Here is a 20335-nt window from a genome sequence, read left to right as displayed (position 1 = left end):
TGTTCGCTTTGACGCTGCAAGTGCGACGGGATGTCGGCAACCCGCCGGGTCGTGCCATTGGCGGAAGCCGATATGGCGAGCGGAACCTGAACGATCCGGTCCGAATGACCGTCTGCACAGGGATTTTCCGCTTTTCCCTCAAAAGGGGTGCCCACAATGGGATAGTTGTGCGGCCTCATCCCAGGGGTCACGATAGCCAGGTCTTTGCTTGTCGTAGTGCTGCATTTGGCGCCACGGTCGCGTTCGGCGATGTGGCTGCCAGCATTGAACGCGAAAGCCGCGTGCATGGTTGTCGAACAAAAGTCCGAGCCCGCTCGGCCCACGCCACCCCGCTCTCGATGGGGAAGAAGAGCCCTCCTTGTTGTCGTCAGCCTCGCCGTGGTGGCCGTGGCCGCGGGTAAGAACTGGGGAGCTGTCGAGATATTCTCGCGCGCGATGGCGCAGAAGGCGTTTGCCGCGCTCGGTACCCGGTACGACAAGCCGTCTCCGTCTCCGGCCCCGGCACAAGTGGCCGCGGTGACGGCGCAGGATTCGCCAAGCGCGCCGGCGATGACGACGATCGCGCCAAGCGACTCTCCTGTTCTCACGATCGCTGAACGCTCCAAGATCGTCACTCCGGTGCGCGATACGCCGGCCGCAGATCTGTGCGGGGTCGGCGACAAATTGACGATCGCCTTCTACGAACGCGTCGACGTCGAGGAGGACAAGTGGGGACGCTCGTCGAACTCGGCCTTGCGCGGTCTCGTGCAGCGTCCGGAGCTGAGCGTCCCGTACACCGTGCAGGAGGACGGCACGATTTCGGTGCCGTTGCTTGGCACCATTCGGGTTGCCGGCCGGTCAACCCAACAGGTTCGTACCGATTTGGCGGAGAGCTTCGATCGCCTGCTCGGCCGCAAGGGAGTGGTCAACATTCTATCGATCGAGCGCTCACCCATCTACGTGCTGGGGCCCGTCAAGAATCCCGGCTCGTACAAGTTCGTGTCCGGCATGACCGTGCTGCACGCATTGGCGCTGGGCGGTGGGCTCGATCGCGGCACCTCGGAGCCATGGCAGAAGATCGAGGCGGTGCGGGAAGTCCTGAAGCGGAGCGGGGCGGCGGATGCCATGCTGAAGCTGCTGGCGCGCGCAGCCGTGCTGAAGGCCGAACGCGACGGCGCCGAGCCCAAGATTCCGCTTCGACTGATCGAACTGGTGGGAGCGAATGAGGCCTCCAACCTTGTCCACGAACAGGGCGAGCGGCGCAAGTCGGTCGCTACCGCCCGCGCGAACCGTGAGCGCGCGCTTCAGACTGCGCTGGAAGCGGCCAAGCAGGATGTTGTTGTGTATGGCCGCATGGAGTCGCTCGACGACCTCGTCAAGCTGCGCCAGGACCGCGTCAACAGCATGCGCGCGCTCGCGGACCGCAATGTGATCAGCGCAACGGTACTGAATCAGGTTCAGAGCGAGCTGACCGACGCCGAGCAGCGTAAGCGAGAAGCCCTCAATCAGTACGCGACGGCGAAGCAGCGCCTCGCCACGCTTGAGGCCGAAGGATTCCGCATCCAGTCCGACGTCAGGAACGACCTGGAGCTCGAGATCGAGACCATCGAGCGCCAGATCAACGACAATGAGCGTGAGTACAATACCAGCGAGGGGATCCTCAGCGCGCTACCCGCGACCCGTGCGCAATTCTCGAAAGAAGCAGACCGGATCACTTATCAGGTGGTGCGGCAAACGCCGGCCGGGCCGGTCGCCATCGAATCCAGCGGGATGACCGTGCTGCAGCCAGGCGATCTCGTGAACGTCATCCTGGGTGACGGCGATGCGAAGAGCCAGGCAAATGCGACCGAGGTGAACTCGAACCAGGTCAATTCGAACCACGCCAATTCGCCAGCCCCGACGGCATCACCGGCCGATCGATCGTCGGTTGGGCGGGCCACCAACCGCCAGGAGACTGGCCGGGCGGTTGCGGATCAGGCGCCCGGTCCAAAGTGATGCCCGGCGGCACGGCGTACCGTGTGGAATGCCCGCCGGATATCCCGGAGGGCTACCCCCATTGAGGTGCAACCCGCCGCCATGGGTAGCCAGGGATAACGCCTTCACATCCCGCGCCTGGAAGATGAAAATTTCGCCGTGGGAACCATCCCGGCCGCGCTTCGGGATCGCCGCCATAGCCGCTGGAGTTTCAGGATCGACATATGGCAGCTGGTCACGTCGTCTCGGTCATCGAACCGGAACCCGATCGCGCGGCTACGGTCGAGCAAGCCAGGCGCCATGATGCGCCCATCGACGTCCGCATCGAGCCCTTGCAGGACATTGCGAAACTCGAAACCTGCTGGAGGGAGCTCGAAGCGCGCGCGACGCATTCATTCTATCTGTCCTGGCTCTGGGTCGGCACGTGGCTCAACCATCTCCCGCGCGGTGCGCATCCGCATGTCCTGATCGCGCAGACGTCGGGGCGAACCGTCGGATTGGCGATCGTCTGCCGGCGGACGGTGTGGAGCCTCGGAGCGCATGGCCGGGCGCGCTGGCTGCTCAGCGAAACTGGCGACGCGGGCTTCGACCGACTGTTCATCGAGTATAACGGCATCCTTGCCGAGCGGGATCTGGCAGCTCCCGTCATGGCGGCATGTCTCGACGCCCTGGCGCACAGCTTGAGCGCTTCCGATGAGCTTGTCCTGTCCGGAATTGATCCGGATCTCGAGGCTACGGCCACAGGCGTGGCGCGCCGGAGCGGGCTCTTGACCAACGTGCGGGAGGCCGACGTTGCGCGGTGGGTCGACTTCACCAAGATCGGTGCCAAGAGCAGTGCCAAGAGTGGGAGTTACCGGGCCTCGTTGGGCCGCAGCACCCGGCAAGCGATCAATCGTGCCATGAGGCTGTATGCCGAACGGGGCGCTGTCGAGTTTCGAGTCATGGAGACGACATCGGAGGCGCTTGCCGCGTTCGACGTGTTGGCCGGCTTTCATCAATCGCGCTGGGGATCCAAGGGCTCCTTCGTCAACCCGGGCTTCCGTCCGTTTCATGAAGATCTGATCGCACGCGGAATTCCCAGCGGCGCCATCCGCATGTCACGGACGCTGGTCGCAGGGCAGACGATTGGCGTGTTGTACAATTTCGTGCACGAGGGCCATGTCCTGAATTATCAGAGCGGCTTTCTCTATGAGCCGGACGGCCGGCTGAAGCCCGGCCTGGTCAGCCATGTGCTGTCGATCGAGGACAGCATGTCGCGCGGGGAGCGCGGCTACGATTTCCTGGCGGGCTTTGCCCGGCACAAGTCCCAGCTTGCCAATGCCGAGCACGCGATGACGTGGATCGTGCTGGGCGCCGATACCCTGGAGCGCCGCATCGAGGAGCGGCTTCGGCGCGCGCGGCAGGTCCTGGGACGGTTTCTGCGAAGGCAAACGAGCGGGCCGACAGCGCCGGTCGCGACCGCAAATGACGATGGCTGCCCGGCCGAGACCGTTCAACGGCCATGAACGGCCTCGCCGGAAGCAGCGTGTCTCAAGAGCGGGATTTTCTCAGGTTTGGAACGGCGATGAGGTCGAGCCCTGGAGCACGGGATCGGCGCCGGCAACCAGCTTCGTAGCCGACATCAACCAGAGCGCCGCGCAGGCGCCCTCGATGCTGACGGCGAGCGTCCAGCCCAGGACCAGGCCCTGAAGTCCACCGAGATGCGCTCCGAGGGCGGCAAAGCAGAGCTCCAATAGCCCGCCGAGCGCAAACCAGGGAGCCGCGTTGCGCATCCTGTCCGTCAGCCGCGCGAGCGCGCAGGCATGGAATTTCAGGGTTGATCCAAGCAGGCTGAATCCGAGCAGGCGCAGGCCCGAGCCGGCGATCCCGGGATAGGCCGGATTGAAGACTGCCAGGATCTGCTGCGAATAGGTGAAGATGAAGACGCCGCACACCAGCGAGAACAGCAGGGATACCGTGAGCGACACGAGGATGTTGTGCCTCGATTGCTTCGGGCTTGCCCTGACGACGGGAAAAAGCACCATCGCCATGGCCGATGGAATCAGGGCTGCGACGGAGACCAGCATCCATACCGCCACAAACGCGGCATTGGTGGTCGGCGACAGCAGCACCAGCACGAGATAGGGCATGGCAAGGGCCGGCGCCAGCAATGCGACGTCGAGTGCGTAATGCCCGAAGACGCGGCGACGATGCGCGTGGAGCAGTTTGAAATCGGGGGTACCGATGAGGCGGCGCGCGCCTCCTTTGGTCAGGAGATCGACCCCGATCCAGGACGCCAGCAATCCGGCCACCCAGGTCCAGAGAAGCGCAGTAGCGGAGGTGAAGCCGAGGGCGGTCACACCAGCAAGCAGCATCAGTTTGAAGATTGAGAACAGCACCAGGCGGATCATCTTGCTGCTGCTGCGGAGAATGCCGACGAATGCCTGATCGCCCAGGACGGTGAGATTGTTCAGGCCGCAGCCGACGATGAAGGCCAATCCCCCGAACCAATCATCGACCGACCCGGTCGACCCCATCAGGAATGTCTGCCCGACGACAAACAACAAGGCCAGACTGACCGACAGCGCAACGCCAAGCGAAGCTGCTGCCGCGACGAGCCCGGGCTCCTTGCCGGGATGCCGAACCAGTTCGCCGGTGAGCAGGGTCGCGAGCCCACACTCGCCGAACAGGGTGACGAGGCTCATCATGGACAACAGACCGGAAGCAACCCCCATCACGTCAGGCGCAAGCAGCCGGGCTGCGAGCCACCAATAGGCAAAGCCAAGGCCAGCCGTCGCCACCGTTCCGGTCGCCAGCGCGCCGGAATTCATGACCAGGGCGGCGCTCTTTTGCAGAGCCTGGCGCAGCCGCGTGATGGCAATCCGGGCGAAGTCTATCGGCATGATGGCTCTCCCGAATCCCGGTATGCGGTCATTGCGACATCAGCGGGCGCCGCGCGCAGGACATCCCGGTAGACCTGTTCGATCCGCGAGACGACGGTTCCGGCCTTCAGGCGTCCCACCTGGGCCAGGCTTGCCGCCCCGAGACGCGCCAGCAAAGCGCGATCATCCAGCAGCGCCTGCATCGCGTTGGCCAGCGCCGGCGCGTCGCCGGGCGGTACGAGAAATCCTGTCGCGCCGTGATCGACCAGATCCGGCATGCCGCCGATATCGGTTGCGACGATGGCCTTGCCGCACGCCATCGCTTCCATGATGACGGTGGCGCACGCCTCAGGTCCGGTCGACGGCAGCACGCCGAACAGGGATCGCCGCCAGGCATGCATGATGGCGGAGTGCGGCCATGCGCTGAAGGTGCGGACGTTCGGCGGGAATTCGGCCGGCGTATCGGCGAGGCGGCGTCCGATCAGGACAAGCGGCGGCGGCCGGTTCAGTCCGGTATAGGCCTTGAGAAGGACATCGATGCCCTTGAGACGCATCATGTCGCCGACGAACAGAATGAAGCCGTCGTCAGGCAACTCGCGCAGGCAGGCGTCCTCCGGACCGGGCACCTCGACATCGTCGGGCACGAAGTTGGGGATCACCTCATATGGCGCGCTGCCCTGGGTGAGCCCGGTGTGATCTGCCACGGCGTGGCTGACGGCGATGAAGCGGTCCACGATGCGCCGGGCAGCGAAGCTCGACGCCCAGTTGCCGACGGTGGTTACGGTCGCCTTCGCTGCGCCATAGTGCCGGGTCGCGCATGGCAGGCACTTCGCCGGCGCCGGTCCGCTGCAAAGCTGGGCTCCGAGATGCATGAGATTCTTCTTGGCGCACACCAGGCCATAATCGTGCAGCGTGACCACGAAGCGGGCTCCGGTCAGCGCCCTGAGCGGCAGCAAGGAGGCATAGATCCAGTTATGGGCGTGGACGACATCCGGTTTCTCGCGATCGATCAGCCGCTTCAGGCCGAGTGCCAGTTCGGGATCCGGGAAGGGCGGTGCGTGCCGACGCTCGGGATCGGCGTGGAGTCCCGTCAGCCGCTGCAGCGTGCCGCGCAATCGATGGACCCGGACCGCGCCGTCCAGTTCGCTCTCCGGTGATCCCTGCCGCATCAATGTCCCAACGCTTACGTCATGGCCGCGCTGCGCCAGCGCGGCGCCGAGATTGCGGACATGGCGTTCCTCACCTCCGATCACCGGGGGATAGAACTGGGACAGCAGCAAGATGCGCATCGCCGAGCCTCCGCCTCAGCTACCCGGCACCAGCGCCGAGACCCTGCGATAGAGCTTGTCGTCGGCCGGCCGGTAGAGCCGGGCCTCGGCCTTCTGCTGGACCGCCAGGATGGGCACAGGGACCTTCCGCACCCAGGTGTCGCCTGGTGCAATCGTCAGCGAGCGGATGACCGCGATCGGTTTCCCCTCGAGGGTGACTTCCAGGTCGTATTGCTGAGCCTGGGCTTCTGCGCTGCGTACGCCAATGACGAGTTGGCCCGGATCGCCCTTGGCCGGCGGCAGCATCCAGAAGTCGGTGTAGTTGAACTGCCGCTCGACCGCCTGATCGTGGATCGCGAGCGCATAAGCTCCGGTCGTCACGAGCATCGCCAGCGCGACCGCCGCTCCCTGCCAGCGCTGCATTCGCAGCGGACTCGGCCAGGCTCTGGGGATTGAGGCGTTGCCGTCGCTGGGAGCGAGCAGCATCGCGGCTATTGTCGCCGCCAGGTACCAGAATGCCCAGCCAAGCGGCACGAGCAATCCCATGGCATCCAGCACAAAGCCTCCGGCGATGGTGACAGCGAAGCTCGCGCCAATCGAACAGACGAGGTGTTCCGTCAGCGACGCGGTCCTTACGCCGATCGCGCGCAACACCACATGGCCGGAAATAAGGAGGGCCATGGGCACGCCCAGGATGACCCGCAGGAGCATGCTGTCGCTGGCTGCAACTGCAGCCACGGTCGCTCCTGCCCACAGGCAGGCGCCGAGCAGGTCCCGCTTGCTAGGGCTCGCCATGCAGTCCTCTCAAGTCATAGATGATGAGATAGCCGTTGTCGAAAGTGCGGGAGACACCTTTGACGTCATTGAACTTCAGCAGCTCGTCGGCCGTGAGCTGCGTTCCTTGTTGCGGTTCCCATGGCTCGAAATAGAAACCGAGGACTGGCGGCGCGGTGGTCAGACGGAGATCCACCACCAGGAAATCAAGGTCGCTCCTGGCGAGAGCGTAGAAATCGTCTGCCCCGAGCTTGTCGCGCCTGAACACGCGAGCAGCGTAGATGGCTGGGTTGATCTTGTTTCTCACGTCCTGCCGGCCGTAGCCGGCAAGCAGCAGACGATTGACCCGATCGCTGGTGAAGCGATTGCCTGGCCCAAGCCATTCCTTGGTCCAGAGCGACGTCTCGATTCCCATGCGCTCGATGGACTGCGCGTCCGACGACACCTTGTAAGGTCCACGGATCGGTTCGATTGAACCCGCCGTGACCCCACCCATGACGATGACCGAGATCGCTGCGGGCGGTACGATCCGGCGCCATCCGCGTGCCGCGCGGCCCTGCCAGAAATGGACGATACCGACTGCAAAGACCAATCCGACGCCGATGAACACGAACGTTCCCATCCGGTTGCCGATTTGCCACCCGTTCACGGTCAAGCGGAATGCAACCGAGATGGGAAAGCCGCAGGCCAGCAAGGTGAGCAGCACGACGCGGCTGTCACGCCAGCGTCGCTTGAGGATGCCCTGAATCGGACGCCAGCCTGACCGCAGGTTGGCCGGTGCTGTCATGGCCAGCGATCGAAAGAAGCCCGTAGCCAGCCCGACAGAAGTGAGCAGGATAGCGAGCAAGGTGGTCAGGCGCAGCAAGATGGGCTGGGACGGCGGGCTGACGTGTTCTGATTGCGGCGTGCTGGTGCCCGTGAGCTTCGCCAGCAGTGCCTTGAACCCGGTTTCGACCACGGGGCCGACGTAACCTGTGAAAGGATTGCCGTGCGCCAGCACCCATACCAGCGGGATGACGATGGCAAGTACCGCGGTGGCGCCCATGGCGATCCTCGCCTGGACCCGGAGCGAGACATCCCGCCGCGAGGCCTCCAAGGCCGCCAGCATGCCAAGGTAGAAGGCGACAAAGGCTGCCGTAAGGTGATGTGCGACCGCAAGGCTCGCCACGAGCAGTGCGATCAGAACGAGCGCGCTCGATCTCGATCGCCCGACGAGATCCTTCGATGCAGCCTCGACCGCGAGAATCAAGATGCACAGCACGAAGGCGATGCTCTCGTAGGAGAAGATCGACTCGAACACCACGAAGGTCGAGCAACCCATGTAGGTCAGGCAGGCGATGGCCGCGATGCGCGGAGATCCCGTGATCCTCTCGTAGAACAGAAACAGGGCGGTGATGAGGGTGGCTTTCAGGACTGCCAACAGCAGGGTCGCAGTCGCAAAAATGGGCAAGCCGGTGAGATTCGTGATTGCCGTCGTCACGATCTCGAGCGCGGGATACACCGACGCGATCGGCAAGAGCGGATTGGACAGGAAGAGCCGGCGGGCAGTCGTAAGGTCCTCAGCCGCGATCCAATGCAAGTATTCGTCATGGTGCGCGAAACCCGTGGGCGAATATATGGTCTTGTGGAGGAACAGGGCATCGGCGAGGAGAACCAGGAGGAAGAGACGCTCGCCCCGGGCCACACTCGGCCAAGCGATGCGAAGGCTGGCCGGAACGACCACCAGCAGGGTACCCGACCAGAACAGCAGCGGCGCCACGTCATTGCCGCGGCGACCGGCACCCTGTCCGGCCGCAACCAGCAGCAGGGCTACGGCGACGACCAGGCACAGCGCCGCAATCCAATTCGAGTTCGCGGAATCCGGCGCGGTCTCGGTGTCGCCACCGCGCAGGTCAGGGCCGATAACGCCAAGGATGGAATGCATCCAGGCTCGCGCCGGCGCGATCGCGGTTTCGGCGTTGAAATAGGCCCGTATCATCCGCCGCGTGCCCTCATGGCGGATCGCAAGCCCACTGCGCCGTCGCGCGGGAAACTGACCGTCGGCGAGTTGCCCGCCACATCACGATAAACGTCACTCAGCGCCTCTGCGCAGGCGTCCCAATCCGGCAAGGCCAGATCGGGGATTTCTCGCTGCGCCTCGAGCTCTTCGGCCATCGCGCCAGCGATCTCGTCCGGACCCGCGTCACGCGGAAGCGCGCGGCACAGGCCGTTGGTTGCGAGCTCCCGCAGTCCCGACGTGTCGCTGACGAGGACCGGCCGGCGCAGCGACAGCGCTTCCATCACGGCAACGGGATGGGCCTCGTAGTCGCTCAGCAGCACGAACAGGCCGGCGCTCGCCAGCAGGTCGGCCATTCTCTGCCGCTCGGATCCCGGGATGCCCGCAATGGTGACCTGATCGTCAAGGCCAAGTGCGCTGACGAGACGGCGCAGTTCGCCCTCGTAAGGCCCCGTTCCGACGATGTGCAGGCGCGCATTCGGCATCCTGCGGATCAAGCCCGGCATCGCCGCTATCAGGCGGTGATGGCCCTTGTAACGCTCCAGCCTGCCGCTCGAGACGATCAAGCAGGGGTCGACCTTGACGCCGGGGCTGGCGGCCGGCATCGCGGCGCCATTCGGGATGACCACAAACCGCTCCCGAGGGATGTCCATCTTCGTGCTGAAGAAGCTGGCCTCGAATTCGGAGACGCCGATCAGCCGAGCGGCCTTCGCCAGCAGCGGCCGGAGCAGTGCGCGCTGGGTGCCGCGCACGGCATTCCGCAGCCGCGACGAATGCCCGCCGCTATGGAAGGTCAGGACGAACGGGGCTTTGGTGCGGACCGCCGCAAGCAGTCCGATGGGCACCACAAAAGTGCTGTAACCTTGGAAGTGGATTAGATCCCATGTGCCGCGCCGGATCGCCGTATAGACCTGTGGTGCGACATAGAGATCCAGTTCTCTCGGCCAGGCCGGCACGCGCCGCACGCACATGCCGCGGACGTTCTCCTCGACCGGCAATTTTCCCGATGGATCGGTCGTGAGCACGTCGACCGAGTGGCCGCGCGCGACCAGACGGGGACCCACCTCCTGGATGTGGGTTTCGATACCGCCGACGAAGGGGTAGCAGCGGGCGGCAACCATCAGGATACGCATGCGGCTCACCCACCGTCATCGTGGACTTGCGTCGCGCTCGGACCGGCTATGGATAACCATAGGCGACGAGCGAGACCGGAGAACGCACCTTCTCGCGCAGGATCGTCTTGAGGACGCGCCAGCCGTCGGGAATGGCGCGCAGATTGCTCAAGCCGCTGATGCGCGGAGCCTCGAAGCTTGCGACTTCGACGATGTTCAGCTCGTTCTTCAGCGCCCGCACGTTGATGAGGGTCTCGATCTCGAAGCCGTCGCAGTCGCAGTTGAGGGTGGGGACGTGCTTGGTCCAGAATGCCATGTATCCGTAGCACAGGTCGGAGAACGAGCCGCCATAGAGCATGCGCACCATCATGGTGAGGCCCCAATTGCCCAGCATCCGGAACGTCGACATGTCGTCGGTCCCTGCGCCCTGGAGGAAGCGCGAGCCCTTGACCAGATCGGCGCCGGCGATCAGCGCGCCGACAAAGACGATCGCTTCCTCCGGCACCATCGAGCCGTCGGCGTCGATCATGACGATGATATCGCCGGTGGCGGCCCGGAATCCGGCCTGCAGCGCGGCGCCCTTGCCGCGGCGCGGCTCCATCACGACCTTCACGTCCTCGCGCAGTCCGCGCGCTACGGCGACCGTGTCGTCCGTCGAACGGCCGTCCACGATGATGACTTCATGCGCCCATGTCGGGATGCGCGGCAGCAGCCAGGGGAGGTTCTTCGCTTCATTGAGGGTCGGGACGACGAAGCTCACGCGGGGCATCATCAGCGGCCGTCCCAGCGCGAGATTGATCGCGTCTGGTGCCGGTACCTTGCTGATGTAGGACAGGCTATTGGCGACAGGAGCGTTCATGGCAACACCGTTCGATCAAAAGGCCGGACCTGGGGCGCAGGTCGCGCGCGTACGAGTATGCTTGACAAGTATTGTGCGAGAGCCCGAGCGGGGTGATAGGTCCCGTAGACGAACCGACACACCGGGCCGAAGCTGTTTGCCGCGGCGGGACCGATGAAATGCAAGCCCGGGACCGAGGTCTCGTAATGCGATGAAAGCTGCGGCGCCCCCTCGACCTGGCGGATGCGGCGCAGCAGCGTTTGGTTCAGAAAGCCCAGCCGGCTTAGGTCGGTCTTGTATCCGGTCGCGAAGATCACATGGTCGGTCTGCAGCGCCGGGCGGCCGGCGTTGACCACGTTGAGCTGCACCTTGCCGTTGCGGATCTCGATGCCTTGGATCGAGGTGCCGAGCCACATCGGCACCTTTCCGACGACGCGGTCCTTCACGAAGGCGCCGCCCAGGGGCCCCAGCGCCTTGGGATTGGCGAGCTGGATGCGACGCTCCTCCGACAGCAGCTGGATAAGCTGAGGATACTTCGCACAAGCCGACAGGGCCCAACCCGGGCCGATACCGCTCAATGGCGCGACCACCCGCTCGATTGAAGAGCGGTTGCGGGGCCGGTTGGCGAAACGCAGCTGCTGTGCGCGTGCAACGAGTGAAACCGAGATTCCCCGTTCATGGAGCAGCGCGGCCAGGTCCGTCGCCGACGATCCGGATCCGACCACGATAACGTCCTTGCCGTCCAACGAGTCGAGCGGGCCATAGTCGCCGCTGTGCGAGCACAGCTCGGCAGGGAAATGCGCGACGTCCTGCGGCAGGCGCTTGAACGGATGCAGGCCGACGGCAACCACGACGCGCCGCGCGTTGACCGTCTCGCCGTCGTCAAAGCTGGCACGAAGGCCGTCGCCTGCGGCCTCGAGCGCGGTGAGAACCTTGCTCTCCACCGCCGGCACGTACCGCATCCGGAAGGCGTCGGCGTACTCGATGAACCGCTCGAGCGTCAGTGGTGTCAGCACGTCATGATAGGGCAGGGCGCGTTCGGTGCAGAACGACTTCACGGTGAATTCCGATGCGGGATCGGAGAGACACGTTGCCCAGGGATAGGACTTCAGCAGCATGCCGCGGGGCATGTTGTGCTTCCAGGGGCCCATCGGCTCACCGAAGATCCGGTGCTCCACACCGCGCGCGCGCAGATGCGCGGCAAGCGACAAGCCGTAGGGGCCGGCTCCTATGACGGCCACATCCACGGATGTGCTCGATCGGCCCATATGCGCACCTCCCGCACGTGAATAAAAATCAAGACGCAACTAAAAAGAGATCGGGAGATAAACACGCTAAACTCTCTCCGGGAGGCCCTCTTCCAGCTAGCCTGAGACGAGGAGGATTGCTGATGCCGCTTCGCAGTGGAAGCGCGATAGATGATTAGCTCTTTGTAGTTATCCGTTTTGTGCCTCCGCGGAATGGCTCCGCATCACCGGCGCCGCCCTGCAGTGATTTCTGTCTAGCCGAAGCCGGCCGAGACCGAAGACCAGGCGGGTTGCCGTTCGACAGAGGCTGAAACCGTAGCCGAGAACGGCTCATAGGTGGCCGTGACCTCTCGCAATTGCCCGACGCGACCGAACACGTCGATCACCTCAAGGCCGGACCCGCGGTTGTAGGTGTGGCAGCCGAAGCCTGTGGCTCGAATGACACCGACCGGGGCTTGGGCGAATTCCGACGGCCCGAGCGCATCGATCCGGCAGAGCGTTACCGCATCGCCGTAACCGCGTGAGCAATTCTGGACCGGGCGCAGGATCTGGCCGCGGTGCTCGATGAAGGCACCTGCAGGACGGCTGAGCGATGCGTCGATCAGGATTGGGTTTGCGGCATGGGGGACCCAGGCCCCGGTCAGGCTTTCCGCGCGGTAGATGTCGAGGATGTCCCATGACGAGGATCGCCACCGTCTGGGGCTGACGAAGAACCACGGCTGGCCGTCGCGAAACAATGGCGTGCAGTCGTAGGCCTCGACGCGGTCGATCAGGCACGCTTCCCGGGCCCAACGGTAGGGGAATTCGATTGCACGATAGAGGCTGACATTTCTGGCCGCCCCGGATTCCGGGATCATCCAGATCTGTCCGTCATGTTCGAACACAAAGGGATAGGAGAGATGGTGGGCTTCCTCCAGGACGACCCGCGGCTCGCCCGCAGTGCCGTCGCGGTTTGCCGTGACCACGGCAATGCATCCGCGCTTTTTCCTGTACGAGTACTGCTCGACAAAGATGAAGGTCTGCCCTCGATGGCTGAACGGAAACGGGTCGGCCAGATAGCTGTCGGCATCCGCAGCGAGCATCTTGAAGGCGGCTTTGCCCCTGTCGAGCAGGCTTTTCCCCTCGTCGAGGCGCCAGCCGACGCCCCACATCCGGCCGCCTTTCGCAATGATATTCAGGAGACGAGCGGCCTTCGATGCAATCGTGCCACTGGCCCATCTGAGGACCGAAGAGCCGCCCTGAAGCCCGCTTGTCCGTGGACGGGCGGCCTCGGATGCAACTGACCGCTTGTCCCCGCGCACGGCCTTGAGGATCAACAGGACGGCGCATGAGAGGGTGCCATCAAGGGTCACCGCGAGCACGTCGCGGTCTGCGCTGGCGGGGCGCGCGACCCACGGGCTCCAGGGGCACGTTGTATCGTGCAGTTCGACAAGCAGATCCTCGCCGTTCGCCAGCGCGACCATCGCCCCGATTTCGCCGGGCATTCCGTTGAAATGTGGTGTGAGCACGCGCCGTGCATTGATGACTGGTTTCTCGCCGCTGAGATTGATTACGACATCCGGTGTGGTGGACGAGGGCGCCAGTGCCCGGAGCGCGGCCGGGACGGAATCCGTGGCGCCATCTCCGCGAACGCCGTAGACCAGCCGCTCGAGTTCGAGCAGCAAGCGGCAAATCGGCGGCATCGGGTGGCGATCGGAGCCGAACGTGCATGAGACCTCGTTGCCGGGCACTTCGGCAAGCGCCTCCGCCAGCCATAGATGCCAGCGCAGCAGCCGCGACGGATCAAGATGCAGGCAAACGCGCATTCACGCCCCGAGCCCGTTCAGTTCGTTGCCCGCCGTGACCGCGGGACTTTGCGGGAAGGCAGCGCCGATCGATCCGTCGGCACACGGCCACGCCAGGGCGATCGGCCGCAAAACTATGCCCAAACAGCGCCCGGATGTGTGATGTCAGGCGGGGTAACCCCTCGGGGACGTTGCGCCTGGCCGCTCAGGAAGGTCATTTGGGCGCATGAATGTGGGCTGGCAGCCGTCAAGACATGGATCGATTTCCGCGTATCGGTGCTCACCGAGTGCCGAACTCTGCGGGCCGTGGGACGAGTTGATTGCGCGCGTCGATGGCAATGCATTCATGCATCCTGCGGCGTTGCTTGCCGCCGCCGATACCGGTTTTGCCGACATCCACGTCCTGATCGCGTGGGACGAGGGGGTGAACCCTCGCTGTCCGGTTGGCTTTTGGGCCCTCTGCGAAAGGCGCAATTTGCCTGCGACGCCCACATTCCTGGAAGCCATCCCCATTTACGCGTCCACCTCGAATGCTGTGATCGACCGTGCTCGTGCCGACGAAGTGATGGCCGCGTTTTTTGACGTGATCAGGCACGATATCTGCTTGCCCAAAATCATCCGGTTGCGGTCTTTCGAAGCCGACCCGGTTGTCTATCCGGCGATGCTCCGCCAGCTCGAGGGCGTGGGTCAGCACCGGGAGCTTGTTCGCGTCGAACGCCCCTTCGCCGATCGGTGCTCAGGGATCAAGAAATCGGGTGCGACCCGCAAGAAGCTGCGCCAGGACTGGAATCGGCTGTCTGCGACCGGACAGGTGGAGATCGTGAACGGCCGGACGGCCCCCGAAGCGGAAGCGGCGTTCGAGGTCTTTCTCGCGCTCGAGGCGGCGAGCTGGAAGGGCAAGCAGGGTACAGCGCTGCTGTGCGACGCCGGCGACGCACAGTTCGCCCGCCGGCTGATCCGAAACCTCGCCGCACACAATCTCGCCTCGATCGCCTTATTGTGCGTCGATGGCGTTGCGATCACTGGGCAAGTCCTGATCTACAGCGGTCGCAAGGCCTATACGTGGAAGACTGCATTCGATGCATCCTACGCGCGCTTTTCCCCAGGGGCGCTGCTGATCAGCAAGATCACGGAGGCCCTGCTTGAATCAGGTCAGGTCGCCGCCATCGACTCATGTGCGTCGGCGGACGGGATCATGGCGCAGCTATGGACTGGCCGGCGCACCATGGTCGATGCACTGATCGATGTTCACATGTGCAGCTCACCGGCATTCGCGATGGAGGTGGTGCGGCACATCGACTGCCTGCAATTCGGCAGCGTGGGTAGCCGAATGTGGCATGCAATCCAGCAATCCGAGTAACGCGCGCGCAACGCGTCACGGCCTCCGAACCCTTCGGAGCGTGGCACCGAAGGGAGTAACCCTTCGGGGAAGTTGCGCTCCGACGCGCGTGATAGTCACGTGGAGGGCATGATTGTTGGATGGAAATGGCTGAAAGACAGGCTACGCAACACCGCACTGCGCGTACTGGTGTTTGCCTTGCTGTCCGCCCCCACGATTGTCAGCGCAGGCGACGGTCAAGCAGCAGACAATCCGCCGTCAACGCCGTTCATCAAGGTTGAAGGAACGCGCTTCACGGCGAGCGGCAAGCCGTTCTACGTGACCGGCGTGAACAACCACTACCTCACCTTCGGTTCGCAGAACGAAGTCACTCGCGTTCTCGACGACGCGGTGGCGATGGGCGCCAATGTGGTCCGCACCTTTCTTCAGCCGGTCATCGGATCGCTTGACGGGAGCATGGCGACAGTCTGGCAGTGGCGGATGCAAGCCGACGCCAGCGATCTCGGCGTCAAGGGGACCTATCTGATCTATTGGGACGATCGCGAGGGCGGGATGGCCTTCAACGATGGTGCCAATGGAATGCAGAAGGTTGATTTCCTGGTCGCCGAAGCCAGCAAGCGACATCTGAGACTGATCATCGCCTTCCTCGACTTCTGGGACTATACCGGCGGCGCTCAGCAGATGCGGGCCTGGTATGGCAGCCAGGACAAGTCCGGGTTCTTCTTTCGCGACCGACGCACGCGGCGCGACTACATGAGCTGGGTTCGCCACGTCGTGCAGCGCGTCAACCCCATCACCGGGATCGCCTACCGCGACGATCCGGTCATCATGGCTTGGGAGTTGATGAACGAAGGCAATGCGAGTCCGGAGAGCCTGCGGCTCGCCTGGACCGCCGAGATGTCGGCCTACGTCAAGTTCCTCGATCCCAACCATCTCGTCAGTTCGGGAAACGCTGGCAATGCCGCCGTTGCCGACAAGCTGTCTGATCTGACGATCGCCACCCTCGATTACGGGACCTGGCATGGTTATCCGCTCTACTACAATCTGACGGTCCAGCAATTCGGCGACACCATCACCGAGTTCTGCCAGATCGCGGCGCGCGCCAACAAGCCGGTCCTGCTCGAGGAGTTCGGCTACGCCCGCTCCAACGCGGATTCGGCTTCAGCTTACACCATGTGGCTCGACAAGCTCGAGCGCGATCCCAATTGTGCCGGCTGGCTGGTCTGGCGCCTGGTGTCGCGTCAGGACAGCGGGCGTTTTCCCGTCGACGAGCACGACCAGTTCGATATCCGCAATGACGGCGGCGCGATCTGGAACGTTTTCAAGGCGGCGGCAGCGCGGGCGACACAGTCCCGGCAAACCAGCCGGGCTTCGGATAGTGGGCGGGCAGTGCAATGACCGATGCATCCGTGGTGATCTGCGCGCACACGCTCGACCGCTGGGGCGAATTGCAGCGGGCAGTCGCCTCGGTCCGCGCCCAGACGCGCGCGCCTAAGGAAATCATCCTGGTCATCGACAACAACGAAGCCCTGCGCGCGCGTGCCGCGCGAGAGATTGCCGGCGTCACCGTTCTCGCCAATGCCGGACAACCCGGCCTGTCCGGTGGACGCATGACGGGGGCGGGGCACGCCACGGCGCCGGTCATCGCCTTCCTGGATGACGATGCCGCTGCCGACCCGTGCTGGCTCGAGGATCTGCTGGAGGCCTATCAGGATCCAGCGGTGCTGGGGGCGGGGGGACCGGTGCTGCCACTGTGGCAAGCGCCGCCGCCTTCCTGGTTTCCTGCCGAGTTCGGCTGGGTCATCGGCTGCACCTATGCCGGCATGGACGTGCAGGACGGGCGCATCCGCAATCCGATCGGCGCCAACATGTCGGTGCGCGCCGACGTGTTGCGTAACGCCGGCGGCTTCACATCGGACCTCGGACGCCGCAAGTCCGGATTTTCGGTCAGCGGCCGCGCGAGGTTCGGCGGCAAGGCCGAGAGCTGCGAAGAGACAGAGTTGTGCATCCGGGCCTCGCGCCTGCACCCCGGCGGTTACTTTGCATATCGGGAGCGCGCGCGGGTGCACCATGCGGTGCCGGCGCAGCGCACCACGTGGACGTACTTCGTGCACCGCTGCCTGATCGAGGGCACCGCCAAGGCGGTGTTGAGGAACATCGCGGGGTCCGGCGACGGGCTCAAGACCGAGCAGCGCTACGTTCGCGAAGTGTTGCCGCGCGCCGTGGCGAGCGAACTCATGGCCGCGATGCGCGGCAAATTCGGCTCGGCGCGGCGGGCCGGGGCGATCGTGGCCGGCCTGGGTCTTACCGCGTTTGCCTACACCACGGCACGGCTCGGCGGGATGGCTGACGCCTTGTCACAGCAACTGTCGTCGCGCGCCCTGATCCGGAGATCCTAGCGCGGGGACGGCATTGCACGAAGAGCCTGTTGGACCGACACGGTGACTGACATGATCTTGCTGACTGGAGGCGCCGGCTACATCGGGACCCACGTCTGCATCGCGCTGCTCGACGCAGGGTTCGATGTCGTGGTGATCGATAATCTCTGCAACAGCAACCGCGCGTCTCTCGAGCGCGTCGAAGCGATATGCGGACGACCGCTTGTGTTTTGCTGCGACGACATCCGGAATGAAGACGCGATCTACCATGTCCTTCGCACCTATGGCGTGACCGCGGTCATCCATCTTGCGGGCCTGAAGGCCGTCGGCGATTCCAACGTTCATCCGATGACCTACTACGACAACAACGTCGTCGGAACGATGCGGCTGGTGTCGGCAATGAAACGGGCTGACGTCAAGACGCTGGTCTTCAGCTCGTCCGCTACCGTTTACGGCGCGCCGGCCTACCTGCCGCTCGACGAACGGCATCCGCTGGCGCCGACCAACCCCTACGGCCGCACCAAGCTCTTCATCGAAGAGATGCTCAAGGACCTTCATCGTTCGGAGGACGATTGGCGCATTGGCATCCTGCGCTATTTCAATCCGGCCGGTGCGCACGAAAGCGGCCTGATCGGCGAAGACCCGATCGGCGTTCCGAACAATCTGGTGCCGCTGGTCGCGCAAGTTGCGATCGGCAAGCGCGCGAAGCTCAGGATCTGGGGCGACGACTACGACACGCCTGACGGCACCGGCATCCGCGATTTCATTCATGTCGTCGACCTTGCAGCCGGTCATCTCAGGGTGTTGCGTCACCTCGAGCGGCCCGGCGTGTTCACGGTCAACCTGGGGACGGGAAGCGGCAGCAGTGTTCTTGAGGTCGTTCGCGCCTTTGAGGCCGCGAGCGGCAGGTCAATTCCGTATGAGATTGCAGAACGCCGGACCGGCGACGTCGCGATCTGCTGTGCCGATCCGACATTTGCGCAGCGGACGCTGGATTGGAAATCAGCCCGGTCGCTGGCGCAGATGTGCGCCGATCATTGGCACTGGCAGCTGATGAATCCTGACGGATACCGTCACGTCTAGCTTCGCGAGCGGCCGGACACGCGGCCGCCCGGCGCGACTCGGGGCCGCTTGCCGCGCGGCCGCCAAGTCAATGACCTCGCCGCGCGCGCCGTCGAGAATTAAATCCCAATCGCAATCGAACTAAGGCCTCAGCGCCAAAATATCGTGTGAATAAGGCGCGCGAGTACCGCAAACGCCTGTGTGAAAGCTCAATCGAAGCCATTTTTCGCCATACTTGATTATTAACCAATCGCCGAGCAGTCGAAGGGGCGTACCTCAAAATCGTTACTGCATTGGAATGTGCTCGCGCCGTTGCGCGTGGCGAGCATGTGGTATGTCGCGCGATTCGCGGCAGTGGAATGGTCGCGCAGTTCGCGACGGTGGAATTCTTCGTTCAATCTCTGGAAGGGACATGGAATGGCACTTGCCGCGCCAGCAGGATTTACATCGAGCAATCTCGTTTACCAGGAGAGCTTCTCCGGAACGACGCTAGACAGTTACTGGCACAACTACATCACCAGCCGCGCCGCCAATGGCTGGGCGTGGAATAGCAATGGATCAGGCGGCAGCGGGCCGGGCGGCGCATACGACGCCGATTACGAGATGCCGAGCCAGGTGACCGTGAACAACGGCATCCTTGATCTCACGGCGATCACGCAGCAGGTCAGCGGCATCAATCAGGGCAGCGCACAAACGTTTCCGGTCACGTCCGGTGCCGTCAGCAGCTATGGCAATTTCGAATTCGACGGCGGTTACCTTCAGATCAGCATGAAGGCGCCGAGCGGCGACGGTTCTTGGCCGTCGCTTTGGCTGATGCCCGGCGCAGGCTCGAACTCTGGCGACAATTTCGAGATCGATATCCAGGAGGGGGGATATACCGGCAACGGGCCGGCCAACCAGGCCTTCACCTGGCATCTTCACACGCCCTCAGGGACGGTCGGCGGCACGGTCGACACCGGCGTCGACCTCACGGCCGGCTTCCATACCTACGGCCTCAACTGGGTGCCGGGCCAATCGATGACCTGGTATCTCGACGGCAAGCAGATTGCGACGGTGACCAGCGCGCAGGTCCAGATTCCGAACGAGCCGATGCAGCTGATCATGAGCAATCAGGTCGCGAATTCCAACGCGGCCGGATGGCACACTGCGTTGGACAGTTCGACCCCATCGTCGATGCAGATGCAGGTCGCCGAGGTCCAGCTCTATCAAGCGGCCGGCAGTGGTAACACCGTCACCGGTGCCAACGTCACTGCCTCGACTCCACCGACCCAGCCGACCACACCACCGGTCCCGCCGGCGGTCACTCAGGTTGCGGCGTCACCGGGGACGGGCGTCGAACATATCGGCGATGCCGTGACATTGACGCTCGGGTTCAACGAGGCGGTGAATGTCGCCGGCACGCCGACGCTGACCCTCAACGACGGCAGCACCGCCACCTATATCGGCGGTTCGGGGACCAGCACGCTCACCTTCAAAACGACCGTTGCGTCGACCAACACGGCGACGTCGGCCCTTGCCGTCACCGGGGTCACCCTTGCGGGCGGCGCGAGCATCAGTGACGCAAGCGGCGTTGCCGCAAATCTTGCCGGTGCGGTGAAGACGTTCGCTGGCCTCCAGATCAATCCGACGAACCCCACGCCACCGACCCAGCCGACCACGCCACCGGTCCTGCCGGTGGTGAGCCAGGTTACCGCTTCGCCGGGGACGGGGACCGAGCATTTGG

General features: G+C 64.1%; 16 protein-coding genes. 7 read left to right on the top strand and 9 right to left on the bottom strand.

Features of this window, described 5'->3' with window-relative positions:
• The coding region (locus QMZ05_RS04230; protein WP_353699632.1) for a hypothetical protein at positions 1-287 on the bottom strand (287 nt) is incomplete at its 3' end.
• On the opposite strand from QMZ05_RS04230, the gene QMZ05_RS04225 reads away from it, so the two are divergent.
• Together QMZ05_RS04225 and QMZ05_RS04220 are read left to right on the top strand one after the other, a co-directional pair.
• Positions 265-1974, top strand: a complete 1710-nt coding sequence (locus QMZ05_RS04225) for a polysaccharide biosynthesis/export family protein (protein WP_353699631.1) — start codon at positions 265-267, stop codon at positions 1972-1974. The genes QMZ05_RS04230 and QMZ05_RS04225 overlap by 23 nt on opposite strands.
• Before the next feature lie 203 nt (positions 1975-2177).
• A complete protein-coding gene (locus QMZ05_RS04220; protein WP_353699630.1) occupies positions 2178-3458 on the top strand; it encodes a GNAT family N-acetyltransferase in 1281 nt (426 codons plus the stop codon).
• 42 nt (positions 3459-3500) lie between these two features.
• Here the strand turns inward: QMZ05_RS04220 and QMZ05_RS04215 are convergent, their stop codons facing one another.
• The 8 genes from QMZ05_RS04215 to QMZ05_RS04180 form a co-directional block, all read right to left on the bottom strand.
• The gene (locus tag QMZ05_RS04215; RefSeq protein ID WP_353699629.1) at positions 3501-4835 is read right to left on the bottom strand and encodes a hypothetical protein; all 1335 of its coding nucleotides are present in this window, start codon (positions 4833-4835) and stop codon (positions 3501-3503) included.
• Complete coding sequence (locus QMZ05_RS04210; protein WP_353699628.1) at positions 4826-6103, bottom strand: glycosyltransferase family 4 protein; 1278 nt, start codon at positions 6101-6103, stop codon at positions 4826-4828. The genes QMZ05_RS04215 and QMZ05_RS04210 overlap by 10 nt, the downstream gene beginning before the upstream one ends.
• 15 nt (positions 6104-6118) lie before the next feature.
• The gene (locus QMZ05_RS04205; protein ID WP_353699627.1) at positions 6119-6820 is read right to left on the bottom strand and encodes a hypothetical protein; all 702 of its coding nucleotides are present in this window, start codon (positions 6818-6820) and stop codon (positions 6119-6121) included.
• Positions 6821-6863: 43 nt separating this feature from the next.
• The gene (locus QMZ05_RS04200; RefSeq protein WP_353699626.1) at positions 6864-8834 is read right to left on the bottom strand and encodes a hypothetical protein; all 1971 of its coding nucleotides are present in this window, start codon (positions 8832-8834) and stop codon (positions 6864-6866) included.
• The gene (locus QMZ05_RS04195) at positions 8831-9985 is read right to left on the bottom strand and encodes a glycosyltransferase family 4 protein (protein ID WP_353699625.1); all 1155 of its coding nucleotides are present in this window, start codon (positions 9983-9985) and stop codon (positions 8831-8833) included. Before QMZ05_RS04195 ends, QMZ05_RS04200 begins: the two co-directional genes overlap by 4 nt.
• A gap of 46 nt (positions 9986-10031) precedes the next feature.
• Positions 10032-10823 (bottom strand): glycosyltransferase family 2 protein, encoded by a 792-nt coding sequence (locus tag QMZ05_RS04190; RefSeq protein WP_279704655.1) that lies wholly within the window; start codon positions 10821-10823, stop codon positions 10032-10034.
• Complete coding sequence (locus QMZ05_RS04185) at positions 10820-12049, bottom strand: NAD(P)-binding domain-containing protein (RefSeq protein ID WP_353699624.1); 1230 nt, start codon at positions 12047-12049, stop codon at positions 10820-10822. Before QMZ05_RS04185 ends, QMZ05_RS04190 begins: the two co-directional genes overlap by 4 nt.
• Before the next feature lie 254 nt (positions 12050-12303).
• Positions 12304-13854, bottom strand: coding sequence for a hypothetical protein (locus tag QMZ05_RS04180; protein ID WP_353699623.1), 1551 nt, complete (start codon positions 13852-13854; stop codon positions 12304-12306).
• 205 nt (positions 13855-14059) lie between these two features.
• On the opposite strand from QMZ05_RS04180, the gene QMZ05_RS04175 reads away from it, so the two are divergent.
• The 5 genes from QMZ05_RS04175 to QMZ05_RS04155 all read left to right on the top strand — a co-directional run.
• A complete protein-coding gene (locus tag QMZ05_RS04175) occupies positions 14060-15193 on the top strand; it encodes a GNAT family N-acetyltransferase (RefSeq protein WP_353699622.1) in 1134 nt (377 codons plus the stop codon).
• Between the two features lie 108 nt (positions 15194-15301).
• A complete protein-coding gene (locus QMZ05_RS04170; protein ID WP_353699621.1) occupies positions 15302-16570 on the top strand; it encodes a cellulase family glycosylhydrolase in 1269 nt (422 codons plus the stop codon).
• Positions 16567-17571: a glycosyltransferase family 2 protein gene (locus QMZ05_RS04165; RefSeq protein WP_353699620.1), complete on the top strand. Its 1005-nt coding sequence runs from the start codon at positions 16567-16569 to the stop codon at positions 17569-17571. The genes QMZ05_RS04170 and QMZ05_RS04165 overlap by 4 nt, the downstream gene beginning before the upstream one ends.
• A gap of 51 nt (positions 17572-17622) precedes the next feature.
• Entirely contained in the window at positions 17623-18633 is a 1011-nt protein-coding gene (gene galE, locus QMZ05_RS04160) for a UDP-glucose 4-epimerase GalE (protein WP_353699636.1), read from the top strand.
• A 396-nt stretch (positions 18634-19029) separates the two neighbouring features.
• Positions 19030-20335, top strand: a 1306-nt coding sequence (locus QMZ05_RS04155) for a glycoside hydrolase family 16 protein (RefSeq protein ID WP_353699619.1), incomplete at its 3' end; no start/stop codon positions are given.

This window comes from Bradyrhizobium sp. INPA03-11B (assembly GCF_040446015.1).
Taxonomy (GTDB): domain Bacteria; phylum Pseudomonadota; class Alphaproteobacteria; order Rhizobiales; family Xanthobacteraceae; genus Bradyrhizobium; species Bradyrhizobium macuxiense_A.
Note: the sequence above shows the minus strand (reverse complement) of the source record. Positions and strands in the feature narration are given on the sequence as shown.

Excerpts from the sequence above, each read along its gene's own strand:
- QMZ05_RS04220 (WP_353699630.1), top strand. The coding sequence starts at position 2,178 with ATGGCAGCTGGTCACGTCGTCTCGGTCATCGAACCGGAACCCGATCGC.
- QMZ05_RS04215 (WP_353699629.1), bottom strand. The coding sequence starts at position 4,835 with ATGCCGATAGACTTCGCCCGGATTGCCATCACGCGGCTGCGCCAGGCT.
- QMZ05_RS04210 (WP_353699628.1), bottom strand. The coding sequence starts at position 6,103 with ATGCGCATCTTGCTGCTGTCCCAGTTCTATCCCCCGGTGATCGGAGGT.
- QMZ05_RS04200 (WP_353699626.1), bottom strand. The coding sequence starts at position 8,834 with ATGATACGGGCCTATTTCAACGCCGAAACCGCGATCGCGCCGGCGCGA.
- QMZ05_RS04195 (WP_353699625.1), bottom strand. The coding sequence starts at position 9,985 with ATGCGTATCCTGATGGTTGCCGCCCGCTGCTACCCCTTCGTCGGCGGT.
- QMZ05_RS04190 (WP_279704655.1), bottom strand. The coding sequence starts at position 10,823 with ATGAACGCTCCTGTCGCCAATAGCCTGTCCTACATCAGCAAGGTACCG.
- QMZ05_RS04180 (WP_353699623.1), bottom strand. The coding sequence starts at position 13,854 with ATGCGCGTTTGCCTGCATCTTGATCCGTCGCGGCTGCTGCGCTGGCAT.
- QMZ05_RS04175 (WP_353699622.1), top strand. The coding sequence starts at position 14,060 with ATGAATGTGGGCTGGCAGCCGTCAAGACATGGATCGATTTCCGCGTAT.
- QMZ05_RS04170 (WP_353699621.1), top strand. The coding sequence starts at position 15,302 with ATGATTGTTGGATGGAAATGGCTGAAAGACAGGCTACGCAACACCGCA.
- QMZ05_RS04165 (WP_353699620.1), top strand. The coding sequence starts at position 16,567 with ATGACCGATGCATCCGTGGTGATCTGCGCGCACACGCTCGACCGCTGG.
- galE (WP_353699636.1), top strand. The coding sequence starts at position 17,623 with ATGATCTTGCTGACTGGAGGCGCCGGCTACATCGGGACCCACGTCTGC.